This window comes from Lacrimispora struthionigena (assembly GCF_048627165.1).
Taxonomy (GTDB): Bacteria; Bacillota; Clostridia; order Lachnospirales; family Lachnospiraceae; genus Lacrimispora.
The window spans coordinates 81,710-96,871 of the sequence record NZ_JBMBWP010000001.1; the positions used below are offsets into that span (position 1 = coordinate 81,710).

A 15,162-nucleotide genomic window follows, 5' to 3' on the forward strand; every position below is an offset into this window, starting at 1 on the left:
TTTTACGTTCATAGCCTGGCCGGTCATGAACGGCCGTCAGGCGAAAGGGGTTTAAAATTGACGTTTTTTATGATACTATAAAATTCAAAGCAATGCAACTGTGTCAAAAAAGGGAGAACGTATTTATGAAAGATTTGGCTTATTTAAAGCTTATGGCTAGGGAATATCCTACCATTCGGGCGGCTTCCAGTGAGATTATTAATCTGACTGCAATTCAGGGACTTCCCAAGGGAACTGAGTATTTTTTCAGTGATTTACATGGGGAACACGAGGCCTTTATTCATTTGTTAAGGAGTGCTTCCGGTGTGATTCGGGAAAAGATTTCTGAAACATTCAGTCATATCTTACCCGAAAAAGAGGAAGTGGAATTGGCAAACCTGATTTACTATCCCGACCGCATGATGAATCAGCTGGAGCTTAGCGGGCAGGCAGATGATGACTGGCTGAGAGTGACAATTTACCGTCTGGTGCAGATCTGCAAGGTTGTATCTTCAAAATACACCAGATCCAAAGTCAGAAAAAAGATGCCACCGGAATTTGCATACATCATAGACGAACTTCTTCATGTTGATTATAACGATGACAACAAACGGGTATACTACAGCGAAATCATCAGATCCATTATTGATATTCGGATTGGAGATAAATTTATTATAGCTCTTTGTGAGCTAATTCAGAATTTAACCATTGACTGTCTTCATATTATAGGAGATATTTTTGACCGCGGACCGAGAGCAGATATGATTATGAATGAGCTTTTGCAGTTTCACGATGTGGACATTCAGTGGGGTAACCATGATATTTCATGGATGGGCGCAGCCACAGGCAACCTTGCATGTATCTGCAACGTTTTAAGAATTGCCATCAGCTACAACAGCTTTGATGTGCTTGAGGATGGTTATGGGATTAATCTAAGACCGCTTTCCATGTTTGCTGCCAGAGTATACCGCAACGACCCCTGTGAGCGTTTTTCACCCCAGATTCTTGATAAAAATATTTACGATGCTGTGGATCCGGGACTGGCAGCCAAGATGCATAAGGCAATTGCCATAATTCAGTTTAAAGTGGAAGGGCAGATCATAAAGCGTCACCCGGAATATGAAATGAATGACAGAGTTTTACTGAAAGCCATTGATTACAATAAGGGAACTGTAACAGTAGAGGGAAAGGAATATTCTCTTCTAGATACATCGTTTCCCACCATTGATCCGGCAAGTCCGCTGACACTAAACGAAGAGGAAGAGGAACTTTTGCGTACGCTGCAGCTTTCATTTCTCCATAATGAACTGCTTCACCGTCATGTGCGTTTCCTCTATTCTCATGGAAGCATGTACAAATGCTATAATTCCAACCTCCTCTATCATGGGTGCATTCCCATGCGGGAAGATGGTACATTTGAAGAAATCTGTATGGATGGCTCGTCCTATTCCGGAAAAGCTCTTATGGATTATGTTGATAATAAGATTCAGAATGCTTATTTTCTTCCGGAACACACCCAGGAAAGCAGAGATGCCAGAGATTTTATGTGGTATTTATGGTGCGGAGCCAAGTCCCCGGTATATGGAAAAGGTAAGATGACCACCTTTGAACATTATTTTATCGAAGATCATCAGACCCATATGGAACCCATGAATCCTTATTACCGTTTAAGCATAAAGGAAGAATACTGCGAGAAAATATTAAGTGAATTCGGGCTTTCCGGAGAAAGTGCCCATATTATAAATGGTCACGTCCCGGTTAAAATTAAAGAAGGGGAATCTCCGGTGAAAGCGGGAGGCAGACTGTTTCTCATAGACGGAGGGCTGTCAAAGGCATATCAGTCTAAGACGGGAATAGCAGGATATACACTGATTTATAATTCCAACCACCTGGCTCTGGCTGAGCATAAGCCTTTTGATCCGGAAAAGGAGAGCACACCAAGGGTATCAGTTGTTGAGAATATGAAACGCCGGGTGATGGTTGCCGATACGGATAAAGGGGCGGAACTGACAGGAAGAATTGAGGATCTAAAGGAGCTTGTGGCAGCATACCGGGAGGGAATCATAAAAGAACGGATCGAGTAGTCTGGCACATTATGAAAAATTAATATTTTTTTCAGATAAGATTTCTTTACGGAACCCCTGTCAAATGGTAAAATAGTCGGAAGTTACTTACTTTATTGAAGGAGGCTCAGATGAGCAGACAGGAATTTTTACAGCGTTTAAGGGATACCCTTACAGGAGAGGTTCCCGGAAGCGTGGTGGAAGAAAATATCAGATATTACGAAGAATATATCCGTGGAGAAGTTTTAAAGGGCTCTTCGGAAGAAGCTGTCACCGAAGCAATTGGAGACCCGAGACTGATTGCCAAGACGATTATAGAGGCCAGTGAGAATGCAAAAGAAAGCAGCAGCACCGGCGGTTTTTACAATTCTTTTACCGGACAGGATCAGAATGTATATGAGGAACCCAGGCAGGAGAGACGGGGGATGCATTATTATGATTTAAGTAAATGGTATTGGAAGCTTCTTGGAGTAGTCGCCATTGTCTTTTTTTTCCTCCTTGTGGGAACCATCGTTACTGGTATCTTCAGCCTTCTGGCACCTTTGATGGGACCACTGCTTTTAATTGGCCTGATATACTGGTTTGTAAGAGGATTGAAACGATAACGTCACTAATATGTAACAATATAAATGGAATATATTACAAAAGTATAACGGCATTTATGACTGAAAGTGGTCATAAATGCCGTTTTTGCTTGACAAAAGCTGAAACAGGGGATATAATTCAAAATGTAACAATTATGTAATATTTAAGTCAAATATTTGCGGTAACAGCTATCATACGCAGACAGGAGATTCGTTATGAAAATCAGAATGTGGAAGGTCATGGGACTTTTAGGACTTTTAACTACCTTAAGTTTAAGCAATCAGACAGAGGCAAAAGCGGATGAAATCACAGTAGAAACCAGTACAACTCTTTATGCAAGACTGGACAAGCCTGTATCAGTCAGAACCACTGCGGAGGATGGCGGATCAGTTGTGACTTCTGCTTTAGAAGGCCAGACCTGTGAGGTGATTGAGCCTGCCAAGGATGGCTGGCTGAAGGTGAAAGTTCCGGAAGGTGATGGTTACATACGGAGTGATTCTGCAACACTGATCGAAAAAACTCAGGAGAAAGTGGACGAGTCTGCACTGGAGCGGAAAGAAGTTGTGAACTATGCTCTTCAGTTCGTTGGAGGACGTTACGTATATGGTGGTGTAAATCCCAGCACAGGAGTGGACTGTTCCGGTTTTACCAGATATGTCCTTAAAAAGACCGCAGATGTTGAGCTGGATCACAGCGCAAGGTCACAGTCAGGGGAAGGGAAAATAGTAAGTTATGATCAGGCCCGTCCCGGTGATCTGGTATTTTATGGAAAAAACGGATCCATTAATCATGTCGCTTTATATATGGGAGATGGGAAAGTAGTCCATGCATCCACCGAAAAAACAGGAATTATCGTAACAAACGTCATGTATCGCAAACCTGTGAAATTTGTCAGTGTTTTAAACTAATATAATTTTAATTTCGTGCAGTTTTAAATAATACTTGACGAAAAGATAAAATAAATGTATAATAACCGTAATGAAATTAATAATTACGTAACATTTGAAACTCAAAAAGTAAAAATAGGAGCAAATTTCCCGATGATAAACAAAGTATGGAAAACGTTAGGACTTATGGCTTTTTGTGGAACAATGATTATTGCAGTTCCTTCAGATGTAAGAGCAGATGAGGTATCCGGCCCAGGATTAAGTTTTGGAAACTACATGGTAACCGTTAATACAGATCAGGTTACAATCAGTAAAGATGAAGAAGGTACAGAACCCTTAATGAACGCTTCCAAAGGATCCGCCTTTGAAGTTGTGGAAGATATGGGGGATGGATTTTTAAAAGTTAAGGTGAACGATACATATGGCTATTTGCCGGCAGAAGGAAGTGCCACTGTAACTGCAACCGATGAAGAAACTTTAAAAGCACTGGAAGAGAAGGCTCAGGCTCAGTCAACCGTTAATTTCAGACAAAGCATTGTTAATTATGCACTGCAGTTCGTAGGCGGTCGTTATTCCTACGGTGGCAGTGATCCTCATACAGGAGTGGATTGCTCCGGATTTACAAGATATGTAATGCAGCATGCAGCAGGACTTTCCATCAGCCGTTCATCAGGTGGACAGGCTTCACAGGGAAGATCCGTGAGCGCAGATCAGATGCGCCCAGGCGACCTGATTTTTTACGGAAGCGGAAGCTCCATCAATCATGTTGCCATGTATATCGGGAATGGAGAAGTAGTACATTCCTCAACTTATAGTACAGGTATTAAGACATCTCCGTGGAATTATCGGACACCTGTAAAGATTGTCAACGTGATTGGCGATTAATGGAATAGCGGATTACCGGATTTTGGAAAGGGATATAGGACCTTCGGCATGGGATTGCCGGAGGTCTTTTGTATTTGCCGGGCGATGGATGGGTTAGCAAAAGTAATTGCACATTGAAATGGGATATGTTACCATAATGGCATGGAACAATCGTGTTACAGGGTGTGTTGACCTCTTTTCATTTTACATGAAGGGAGGTGAGGCAGATGAATATATCATTTGGAGAGCTAATGCAATTCGGAATATTCATTCTTGCATTACTGACCTTTGTTTATACTATAACAAAGAAGTAATACATAGAAAAAACCCCTGTGAACTTGACCGGTTCAGGGGTTCTTTCAACTCTTAAGCTAGGTCAACCCCTTGTGGGCGGTTGTTCCTTTTATATATCTAATATAGCATATATCCTGTTTGGTATCAATATAAACTATCAATATAAATTATCAATAATGCATTACATAAAATACACAGATTTCTCATCAAAGAGAAACAGCCTGAATAGGGGAGCTATTCGGCTGCTTCTGAGGGGAGTATAAATAATTAATAAGGATGAGGAATAATATTCCTCAAGTAAATTATAATATAGGCTATGTAAAAATGCAAAGTTATTTTAAAAACAATTCTAAAAAATTCAGAATTATCCAATACAAAAAATCAAGTATATTCTGTCGGATATTCGCCATACTACACCATGTAACAAAAAACGCCCACAGGAGGTATGAAAATGTCTAAGAATAGTTATAATGACAGCTACAACAATATGGATAATTCTTCAAAGAATTACACATCAAGCCAGAACAACAATAAGAACAAGAGTACAAACAGCCAGAATAAGATGCAGGATAAGATGCAAGACAAAATGCAGGATAAAATGCAGGACAAGATGCAGAATTCCAGTCGTGACTGCAGCCGTGATTCCAGTCGCGATTCCAGCAAGAACAAATCCTACTAATAACAGACTAAAAAACTAAAAAAGGCGTGGGAAAGAGACAACGTGTCCTTTCCCGCGTTTTTTTGTATTTTCGCATCCTGGAAAATTCGGAATATATTATTACTAGAAAGGACAGGTGATAGTATGTTCACGACAATACCGGTATGGGAAGTCGATCAATATATAGAATATAATGGGAATATTATGATTATAGATCTTCGGAGCTCATTTTCTTATCAAAAAGGACATTTAAAGGGTGCCGTCAATCTTCCTTATGAGGAGTATGATTATTGGAAAAACCAGCTGCCCAGAGACAAAACACTCATCTTTTATTGTGCCAGGGGCGGACAAAGCATGAATGTCTGCAGACATTTGGAGTCAATGGGTTATCAGGTCATCAATCTGGCTAATGGAATCTCCTATTACAGGGGAAAATATATGGTACGTGGATAGGTATTCATTGACAGATATACCTTCCAGGTCTTAAAATATACCTGATAAACAGTAAAGGAGAAAATACCTATGAAATATATGATTGCTTCCGACATTCACGGCTCTGCTTATTATTGCAGGGAGCTGTTAGATGTATATAAAAAATCAGGAGCTGAGAGACTGATCCTCCTTGGGGATATTCTTTATCATGGACCAAGAAATGATCTTCCAAAAGAATATGCACCCAAAGAGGTCATCTCCATGCTTAACAGTTATAAAGATCAGATTTATAATGTCCGGGGAAACTGTGATGCGGAAGTAGATCAGATGGTACTGGAATTCCCGGTCCTTTCTGATTATGCGTTGTTTGCGATTAATGGCCTGACTATTTATGCCACTCATGGACATATCTATAACAAAGAAAATCTTCTGCCAATGCAAAAAGGTGATATTCTGCTTCACGGTCATACCCATATCCTGACTGCGGAAACCTTTGGAGACATTACCATACTTAATCCAGGTTCTGTTTCCATTCCCAAAGGAGGAAATCCTCCTACCTATGCGCTGCTGGAAGACCGGATATTCCGGATTATGGATTTTGATGGTAACATTGTAAAAGAAATGAACTTAGGAGAATAATGTGAAAAAAACTTACGAACTCATTGCTCCCTGCCATTTTGGTATGGAGGCGGTATTAAAGAAAGAAATAACAGATCTTGGATATGATATAACCTTAGTGGAAGACGGAAGAGTGACGTTTCTTGGTGATGATGAAGCCATCTGCCGTGCCAATGTATTTTTAAGAACTGCTGAACGAGTGCTTTTAAAGGTGGGAAGCTTTCATGCGGAATCCTTTGAGGAACTTTTTCAGGCGACTAAGAAAATACCTTGGGAAGAGTATATTCCTGCTGATGGAAAATTCTGGGTGGCAAAAGCTTCTTCCATCAAGAGTAAGCTGTTCAGCCCATCTGATATTCAGTCCATTATGAAAAAAGCCATGGTGGAACGAATGAAGGGTGCATATAAAGTAGAATGGTTTGAAGAGAATGGTGCAAGCTATCCTCTTCGTGTTTTTCTGTATAAAGATCAGGTTACCGTAGGAATCGATACCACGGGAGATTCCCTCCACAAAAGAGGTTACCGTACCCTCACCAGCAAGGCTCCCATTACGGAGACCCTGGCTGCAGCGCTGATCATGCTGACACCATGGAACAAAGACAGGATCCTGGTGGATCCGTTTTGCGGAAGCGGTACATTCGTAATAGAAGCAGCCATGATGGCAGCTAATATAGCTCCGGGTATGAACCGGTCCTTCCTATCAGAAGACTGGAAGAACATTATCCCGAGAAAATGCTGGTATGATACCATGGATGAAGCCAATGATCTGGTAGATCATGACGTAAAGGTTGATATACAGGGATATGATATCGATCCTGAGATTGTAAAAGCAGCCAGAGCCAATGCTGAATCTGCCGGTGTGGATCATCTCATCCATTTTCAGCAGCGCTCCGTGGATGCATTAAGCCATCCGAAAAAATATGGTTTTATTATCACCAATCCTCCCTATGGAGAGCGTCTTGAGGAAAAGGAAAATCTTCCAAAGCTTTACCGCCAGATCGGAGAGCGATATGCTGCTCTTGATGCATGGTCGTTGTACATGATCACTGCATATGAGGATGCAGAACGATATATCGGAAGAAAAGCAGATAAGAACCGTAAGATTTATAATGGTATGATGAAAACCTATTTCTATCAGTTTATGGGGCCAAGGCCACCGAAAAGAAAAGCAGGAGATGAGTTTGAAAAATAAAACCCGGTTTGCCCTTTTTCTTGTTGTGTTATGCACAGCAGCCGTCCTGGCGGCGGACTATTTTGTACCATTACAGACAGATAATCCAGATACAGGGCAGCTTCCGGCTGTCTATGACGGAAGGAAAAACGGCCGTGCTCCGGCAGTGAAAAATCAGGGATCCCTTGGCACCTGCTGGGCGTTTGCATCGTTACAGGCATTGGAGGCCAGACTGTTGCCAGAAGAATCCCTTGATTTATCCGAGGATCATATGTCCTTAAATAATGGATTTTGTATTCCTCAGGAAGAAGGAGGAGAATATACCATGTCCATGGCATACCTCCTTTCCTGGCAGGGACCGGTACTGGAGTCAGAGGATCCTTATGGAGATGGAACGTCGCCCAAAGGCCTCAAAGCAGTGAAGCATGTTCAGGAAATCCAGATGATACCAGGAAAAGATTATGAGAAAATAAAGCGGGCGGTTCTTCGCTACGGAGGAGTTCAGAGTTCCCTCTATACCGCCATGAATGGGGACAGGAGTAAGTCAGACAGTTATAATGAGTCTGCGTCCGCTTATTGCTACATAGGTTCGGAGCCGCCCAATCACGATTCCGTAATTGTCGGTTGGGATGATGGATTTTCCAGAGAAAATTTTAATGTCCCGGTCAATGGTGATGGTGCATTTATCTGCATGAACAGCTGGGGAGATGGATTTGGTGACCAGGGCTTTTTTTATGTATCCTATTATGATTCCAATATCGGTATGAATAACATTGTATATTCTGGTGTAGAAGATCCGGGCAGATATGACAGGATCTATCAGTCAGATTTACGGGGCTGGGTTGGCCAGCTGGGCTATGGGAATGATACCGTATGGTTTTCCAATGTCTATAAAGCAGAAGAATCCCAGTATTTAAAGGCTGTAGGGTTTTATGCAACAGCACCTGGTACCTCTTATGAGATTTACGCGGTACGTCAGACGGGAAAAGAATCTGATATTACTGAAGGGGATGAGTTCGGCCGGAAGATTTTCCTGACAGACGGGGCGTTTGAAAATGCTGGTTATTATACCGTATCATTTGATAAAAAAACAAAAAAGGAACTGAAATTAAAAAAGGGAGAGCGGTTTGCAGTGATTGTAAAAATTACCACTCCCGATACAGTTCACCCTGCAGCCATTGAATATGATGCAGGGGACGGAAGAACCTTTGTAGATCTATCTGACGGGGAGGGTTATATCAGTGCTGACGGCAAAGTGTGGGAGCGGGTGGAAAAAAAGCAGAACTGCAATTTGTGTCTGAAGGCATATACAGCTGCCAATAGAAAAAGGTTTGAAGGAGAGAACAGATGAGGGAGAACAAAATAATTTTTGCAACCGGGAATGAAGGAAAAATGCGGGAAATCCGTGAGATATTAAAGGATCTTGGAATGGAAGTCTGTTCCATGAAAGAGGCCGGCATTTGCCTTGATATTGAGGAAAACGGAACCACATTTGGGGAAAACGCTGAAATAAAAGCCATGGCAGTGTGGAAAAAGTCCGGAGGAATTGTTCTTGCTGATGATTCCGGTCTGGTAGTAGACTGCCTGGGCGGAGAGCCTGGAATTTATTCTGCCCGCTACATGGGGGAGGAGACTTCCTACGAGATTAAAAATCAGACCATATTAAACCGTGCGGCTCTTTTTGCGGGAGAGGATAGAAGTGCACGCTTTGTATGTAACATTGCGGCAGTTCTTCCTGATGGCAGGGTTCTTCATACGGAGGCAACCATGGAAGGTCTGATTGCGGACAAGCCGGCTGGCGGGGAAGGATTTGGTTATGATCCCATTCTTTATATACCTGAATTTCATATGACTTCAGCAGAGCTTTCCATGGATCAGAAAAACAGGATCAGTCACAGGGGAAAGGCGCTGGAAGCCATGAAAGATAAGCTGAGAGAGCAGTTGGGAGAGGAGCGTCATGAAAGTACTGATTGTCAGTGATACTCACCGTAGAGATGAAAATCTTTTGCGGGTGATCCAAGAAAATAAACCCTTTGACATGCTCATACATCTTGGAGATTCCGAAGGAAGTGAAAAGAAGATTGAGAGCTGGCTGGATGAGGGCTGTGAACTGCATATGGTTCTTGGAAACAATGATTTTTTCTCTGATCTGGAACGGGAGGAAGAAATCAAACTGGGCAGTTACCGGATACTTCTGACTCATGGACATTATTATAACGTATCTCTTGGAGTGGAGCGGCTGGAAGCGGAGGCCATGGAGCGTAATATTCAGATCGCCATGTTCGGGCATACCCACAGACCGTTTTATGAGGTACATAACGGGATCATAATTTTAAATCCCGGAAGTATGTCCTATCCACGCCAGGAAGGCAGAAGACCCTCTTATATGATTATGGAACTGGATGAGCAGGGAGAAGCTCATTTTACGCTGAATTTCCTGGATAAAGAATAAATGAAAAAACCCTGACGGAGAGGATGATTTTTGACCAGCTCTGTCAGGGTTTTCTCTTATTTGGTTATCTCCAGCCTTCGGGTAAATATGCCAGAGTGTTGGTGATCATATCGTCTGCCAGCTTTTTCACTTCTTCGTCGCTTGCTCTGCCTTTTACCAGGGGATCGCTTAAGAAAGCTTCATAAACCAGTGTACGGTCGCAAGTAAGGGCTGCTTTTAAAATGCGCTCGTGATTGGCAACGTGGGGTTTTATCAGTTCCAGCACTTCCTCAGGAATGGAACCTGCGATCACGGGTTTAATGCTGTCGCGGCCAAATACTGCATTCGTTTCTACAACCGCATCTTCTGGAAGATTTGCAATCTGTAAGAAAGAGTTTGGTATATTTACATTGCTGATGGTCCGGTCAAGACCACATAATGATTTAATTAAAAGAATTCCTTCTTCTCCTGACGGTTTTAACTCAATCTCCTGTTCTCCGTCAGCCAGACGGCGGCTCTTTTCCAGACGTTCTTTTAAGTCATTCTTTCTCCAGTCAACAGTGGTGAGACCAAATTTCCAGGATTTAACCGTCTCCGGGTCTTTTAAATAATCGGTTCCAGGCATGAATTCTGCAAGATGACGGTCCCCTGCAGCAGCAATCAGACCATAGCGGCGGAACAGGTCAAATTTCACCCGGTGTGCGCATTCAAATGTGCTGTTTGCCCAGTTTTTATCCGGCTCTTCATAGCCCTCTTCATAATGAGCATTGATATAATCCCGGTAAACAGGAAATAAGTCGATTCCTTTATAAGAAGCCTCATCAAACCAGGTAAAATGGTTAATACCAAGAACATTGACATGAATGTCCCTGCGGTCAATGGATTCCAGTCCCAGGGTTTCCTCACAGATGCCCTTTAACACCTTCTGAGTGCCAAATACTTCGTGACAGCAGCCAAATGCCTTAATCTGCGGAAATACATGATAAAGGGTCTTTACACACAGAGACATGGGGTTTGTATAGTTAATAACCCAGGCATCAGGGGCGTAATCCCTGATTGCCTCTGCTATGGTAACAAACATTGGGATGGTACGCAGAGCACGGATCATTCCGCCAGGGCCGGCTGTATCACCAACTGACTGATAGATACCAAGTCTTTCCGGAAGATGGACATCAGAATCCATCTCGTCGAAGGTTCCCGGGAGAATGGAGATGACAGCAAAATCACAGCCTGTCAGCGCATCTTTTAAAGAATCAGACTGGACATAATCCCATTTTCCGATGGTATCCTTGCGGGCGCTTAAATGATTGCCAATAATTTCATTGTTTTTTGAAGCAGCAGGATCAATGTCGTAAAGCCGGATTGTTCCGCTCATGGAATCATCCATGGAAAGGTCCGTCATAAAAGTCCAAGCCCAGCCTCTGGAACCGCCGCCGATGTAAGCGATTTTAATATCACTTACTTTGTTGTTTTCGTATTTCATAAAGGTTTCCTCCTGAAACTAAGAAATATTGAATAGGTTCGTATCACTCTCTATTGCATATTATAATGCATTATAGTATTATAATACTAATAAAATTGATGCTTATTTTGCAATAATCATACTTTTGGCTACTGATCAGGAGAGAAAAATGGAACGAATCATATTTGAAGAGAGCATGGAAGGCGTAGTGATCGATGAAGTGGCAAGAGATGACGGATTTTCCATGACAATGAAACATTTTCATGATACTTATGAGTTGTATTTTCTCTTAAGCGGAGAACGTTATTATTTTATTGAAAAAGAGACCTATTACGTAAAGACCGGAGATGTGGTATTGGTCAACCGGCAGCAGGTGCATAAGACAAGCCAGGCCGGAAACGGTAGTCATGACCGTATTCTGCTCCAGCTCAACGGACGGTACCTGGAGTCCTGGTTAAATCATGCAGGGATTTATTCCCTGGAAAAGCTGTTTGGTGATTATTATGGGGTTGCAAGACTTTCCGAAAAGGAATGGGAGGAGATGAAATCCCTGCTTCTGTCCATCAGAGATGAAATAAAAGGCAGGAGAGAACGATATGAAGTTATGGTCCGTCTCCTGATTTCCAGGATTCTTCTTATGGTTTACAGAAGCCGTAAAAAAAATCTGTTAAAGGATATGCCCATTACGGTCCAGACCTCAAAACATGGTAAAGTACATGAGGTGGCTGAGTATCTCACGCTTCATTGTGAGACGCCAGAGAGTCTGGAGGAGCTGGCAGAACGGTTCTTTATCAGTAAATCCTATTTAAGCCGGATTTTTCGGGAAGTAACGGGGTTCTCAGTTAATGAATACAGAAATTTAGCAAGGGTGCGCAAAGCCAGGGAACTACTTCTAAACAGTGAATATTCTGTAACAGAGATATCAGAAGTTCTGGGCTTTGAAAGTGTTACTTATTTTGAACGGGTATTTAAAAAGCATACGGATGCAACGCCTTTGAAGTACAGAAAAGAGGCGAAAAGAACGGAGCAGTAACGTTCTTTTCGCCTCTTTTTTTTGTGGGGAAGTTCTATTTTTCAAGTGCCTCACACAGTGCTGTAAGAGCAAGTGCCTGACCATAGGCCATAGGCATAATTAAAACATTTTTATAGTGGTCGCCATCCATACCGATTCCTGTACCTGCTGAAACATTAAGGACAGTTCCATCATCAGAAATGTTATCGCATATAGCAGAAATTGCACGTTCTGCCGCTGCTTTGTAGGTATCATCTAAAATTCCTGCCTTAACACCTCTTAAAATACCGGCAGCAATGGCAGCGGAACCTGATACCTCTTCGTAACTGGTTTCGTCGGTCAGTACGGTTCTCCACAATCCGGAGGGAGCCTGGAGCTTTAAGAGAGCGGCTGCCTGAGAACAGAAGGTGTCAATCAGATAAGTTCTTACGCCTTCGTTTAAATCAGATCCGCAGGCATCTAAAAATTCCATGATTCCGTAGGTGAACCAGGAGTTTCCACGGCACCAGAAAACGCCGCCAAAATTATCCATTCGCTCAAAACTGAATCCGTGATGGAAAAGTCCGGTCTGTTTATCAAATAAATATTTGATGTGTACCAGAAACTGATGGAGGGCTTCGTTTTTCCAAACCGGATTTTCTGCCTGCTGTCCCATTCGGTTTAAGAAAAGCACAGACATAAATAAAGTATCAATCCATATCTGCCCTTCATTTAAGGTTACTCCGTTCCTGTCACCAATTGCACTTGTTACGTGCTGAAATCCATTGTCGGTGGTTTTTGGAAGCCCGTTAATCAGCCAGTCTGCCTGTTCCGTACAGAGCTGATAAAAGCTCTCTGAGTCTTTCAGACTGGAATGAAGGCAGGATAGGGGGAGGAAGGGAGCGGTTGTGTTGATGTTTCTGGAGGGCAGACCGTTTTTCATATGTCCGCTGTACCAGTTTTCAAAAAAGGAAAGATACCGGTCATCTCCGTAAAAATCCTGCAGTTTGTACAAGCCATAGAGACCAACGCCCTGAGGCCAGTCCCATTCTTCAATGCCAAAATCCCTCTGTATAATTCCTTTTTTGGTGTCTGTGGAGCTGACTGATTTATCTTTGTTATAGTCACAGCCTCCCAGATTCATGAGTTTCTCCACAACCAGATGGATTTTTTCCAGCAGCCTCTCGTTTGTCATTGTTGTCATTCTCCTTTATGTTTTGTGTTTTTTAGCTTTTCGATGTAATCTGTGGGCGGAAGACCTGTGTAACGTTTGAATACCTGGCTGAAATACTGGGGATTGCTTCCGAATCCCACCTGCCTTGCGATTTGTTTGATGTTGTCATTGTGATAGTAGGTCATCAGCCGTATGGCTTCCTCCATGCGCTCTTTGTTTAAATAGTCGGAAAAACGCATACCTTCCTCTTTAACAAACTGTTTGCTTAAATATCCAACACTGACAAACAGGTAATTCTCAGCCAGCCATTTTAAAGAAAGGTTCTCTGAGTCTAAGTGTTCCCTGATATAGGTTTTTAATAGCGCTATGTTAGAACTGGCCTTATGTCCCCCTGTTTCATGCTCTTTCTGTACCAGAACCACGGAAAGAAGATTCCGGATTTCCGTTACGTTATCACAGGAATAAAGCCGGCGGAAAAAGTCACAGGCAGCGTCAATGGGTGGTTTTTCCTGACTTAAATCGGCCTGAAGGAAAAGACCAAGGGCAAGGCTTCTGGCCGTTGCCGGGGGCATGGAGTCAATAAAAACGGAATTTAAAAGCTCGTTTGCCTGAATGATATCCGGTGCAGAGGTAATGGAATCCTCCAGATGACTGATCATCCAAGGAGCTGTGATATGGTTTCTGATCTCATAGCTCTCTCCTTTTTCACTGAGCAGAAGAATCCGCTCAAAACGGGAAATCTTCTGAATTACATAGTAAAATAACTTTTCCGATGTATCCATATGGATAAATTCTGTTTCAAAGGTTACGGACTGATTGGGATAATGCAGCTTTAAAATGGAGTTCTTAATCCGTTCCTGGGTTGCAAGAGTGGTAGCAGGGAAAATTAAAACAGCAGTATTTTTTACATATAGTATGGAAAAATCCAGACGAAGCCCTTCCACACCAAGGATTTTAACAAGATCAGTGGCGAAATTTTTCAAATAAGGTTCTTCTACAAAGGAACAGATGCATGCATAGAGGCAGCTTTCAGGCAGAGATAACAGTTCCTGATATTTATGAAATACACTTGAAAAAGTGTCCTGATGCTCCAGCAGTTCCATGATGAAACTCTGTTCCAGCGGAATGTGCAAAGTCTTTAAAAGATCCACCTGCTGGGATTTACGGCGTGCTTCCTCCTGAAGGCGTTCCTTTCGAATGGAAACAAGAGAATCGATCAGCTCATTTTTATCGGTTGGTTTTAATAAATAAAACCGGACTCCGTATTTCATCGCCTGCTTGGCATATTCAAAGTCATTATAACCGGAAAGCAGAATAAATGAGATCTTAGAGTCTGTTTTAATGGAACGCTCTATGAGATCCAGACCATTTAAAATGGGCATTCGAATATCAGTGATCACTACATCCGGATATTCATCACAAATGATGTCATAGGCTTCCATTCCATTTTTGGCTGTTGCGATCAACTCATATCCTAAAGATTCATAATCAATCATTTGAGAAAGGGCTTCTCTGATAATCTGTTCATCATCTACAATCATTAACCTCAGCAT

16 protein-coding genes are annotated in these 15,162 nt (G+C 42.3%); 13 read left to right on the plus strand and 3 right to left on the minus strand.

What is annotated here, in order from left to right; translation table 11 throughout:
* Positions 1–125: 125 nt before the first annotated feature.
* The 12 genes from ACOAOT_RS00395 to ACOAOT_RS00450 all read left to right on the plus strand — a co-directional run bounded on the left by ACOAOT_RS00395 (position 126) and on the right by ACOAOT_RS00450 (position 10,003).
* The gene (locus tag ACOAOT_RS00395; protein ID WP_420215130.1) at positions 126–2,063 is read left to right on the plus strand and encodes a fructose-1,6-bisphosphatase; all 1,938 of its coding nucleotides are present in this window, start codon (positions 126–128) and stop codon (positions 2,061–2,063) included.
* A 110-nt stretch (positions 2,064–2,173) separates the two neighbouring features.
* On the plus strand, positions 2,174–2,647 hold the full coding sequence (locus ACOAOT_RS00400; RefSeq protein WP_420215131.1) for a DUF1700 domain-containing protein: 474 nt from the start codon (positions 2,174–2,176) through the stop codon (positions 2,645–2,647).
* 195 nt (positions 2,648–2,842) lie between these two features.
* Entirely contained in the window at positions 2,843–3,535 is a 693-nt protein-coding gene (locus tag ACOAOT_RS00405) for a C40 family peptidase (protein ID WP_420215132.1), read from the plus strand.
* A 132-nt stretch (positions 3,536–3,667) separates the two neighbouring features.
* Positions 3,668–4,399, plus strand: a complete 732-nt coding sequence (locus ACOAOT_RS00410) for a C40 family peptidase (RefSeq protein ID WP_420215133.1) — start codon at positions 3,668–3,670, stop codon at positions 4,397–4,399.
* Positions 4,400–4,629: 230 nt separating this feature from the next.
* Positions 4,630–4,692 carry a putative holin-like toxin gene (locus ACOAOT_RS00415; RefSeq protein WP_420216629.1) on the plus strand — a complete coding sequence of 21 codons (63 nt, stop codon included), beginning with the start codon at positions 4,630–4,632 and terminating at the stop codon, positions 4,690–4,692.
* A gap of 431 nt (positions 4,693–5,123) precedes the next feature.
* A complete protein-coding gene (locus ACOAOT_RS00420; RefSeq protein ID WP_420215134.1) occupies positions 5,124–5,351 on the plus strand; it encodes a hypothetical protein in 228 nt (75 codons plus the stop codon).
* A 123-nt stretch (positions 5,352–5,474) separates the two neighbouring features.
* A complete protein-coding gene (locus ACOAOT_RS00425) occupies positions 5,475–5,783 on the plus strand; it encodes a rhodanese-like domain-containing protein (RefSeq protein WP_277405984.1) in 309 nt (102 codons plus the stop codon).
* Between the two features lie 69 nt (positions 5,784–5,852).
* Positions 5,853–6,401, plus strand: coding sequence for a phosphodiesterase (gene yfcE / locus ACOAOT_RS00430; RefSeq protein WP_104438303.1), 549 nt, complete (start codon positions 5,853–5,855; stop codon positions 6,399–6,401).
* 1 nt (position 6,402) lies between these two features.
* Positions 6,403–7,572, plus strand: coding sequence for a THUMP domain-containing class I SAM-dependent RNA methyltransferase (locus ACOAOT_RS00435; protein ID WP_420215135.1), 1,170 nt, complete (start codon positions 6,403–6,405; stop codon positions 7,570–7,572).
* Between the two features lie 46 nt (positions 7,573–7,618).
* On the plus strand, positions 7,619–8,902 hold the full coding sequence (locus ACOAOT_RS00440) for a lectin like domain-containing protein (RefSeq protein ID WP_420216630.1): 1,284 nt from the start codon (positions 7,619–7,621) through the stop codon (positions 8,900–8,902).
* The gene (rdgB, locus tag ACOAOT_RS00445; RefSeq protein ID WP_420215136.1) at positions 8,899–9,531 is read left to right on the plus strand and encodes an RdgB/HAM1 family non-canonical purine NTP pyrophosphatase; all 633 of its coding nucleotides are present in this window, start codon (positions 8,899–8,901) and stop codon (positions 9,529–9,531) included. The genes ACOAOT_RS00440 and rdgB overlap by 4 nt, the downstream gene beginning before the upstream one ends.
* Entirely contained in the window at positions 9,509–10,003 is a 495-nt protein-coding gene (locus ACOAOT_RS00450) for a YfcE family phosphodiesterase (RefSeq protein WP_104438300.1), read from the plus strand. Before rdgB ends, ACOAOT_RS00450 begins: the two co-directional genes overlap by 23 nt.
* A gap of 64 nt (positions 10,004–10,067) precedes the next feature.
* Here ACOAOT_RS00450 and ACOAOT_RS00455 read toward each other — a convergent pair whose 3' ends face one another.
* Positions 10,068–11,465, minus strand: coding sequence for a family 4 glycosyl hydrolase (locus ACOAOT_RS00455; RefSeq protein ID WP_420215137.1), 1,398 nt, complete (start codon positions 11,463–11,465; stop codon positions 10,068–10,070).
* Positions 11,466–11,613: 148 nt separating this feature from the next.
* On the opposite strand from ACOAOT_RS00455, the gene ACOAOT_RS00460 reads away from it, so the two are divergent.
* Complete coding sequence (locus ACOAOT_RS00460; RefSeq protein ID WP_420215138.1) at positions 11,614–12,477, plus strand: AraC family transcriptional regulator; 864 nt, start codon at positions 11,614–11,616, stop codon at positions 12,475–12,477.
* 34 nt (positions 12,478–12,511) lie between these two features.
* Here the strand turns inward: ACOAOT_RS00460 and ACOAOT_RS00465 are convergent, their stop codons facing one another.
* Entirely contained in the window at positions 12,512–13,639 is a 1,128-nt protein-coding gene (locus ACOAOT_RS00465) for a glycoside hydrolase family 88/105 protein (protein ID WP_420215139.1), read from the minus strand.
* Positions 13,636–15,162: a response regulator gene (locus ACOAOT_RS00470; RefSeq protein ID WP_420215140.1), complete on the minus strand. Its 1,527-nt coding sequence runs from the start codon at positions 15,160–15,162 to the stop codon at positions 13,636–13,638. The genes ACOAOT_RS00465 and ACOAOT_RS00470 overlap by 4 nt, the downstream gene beginning before the upstream one ends.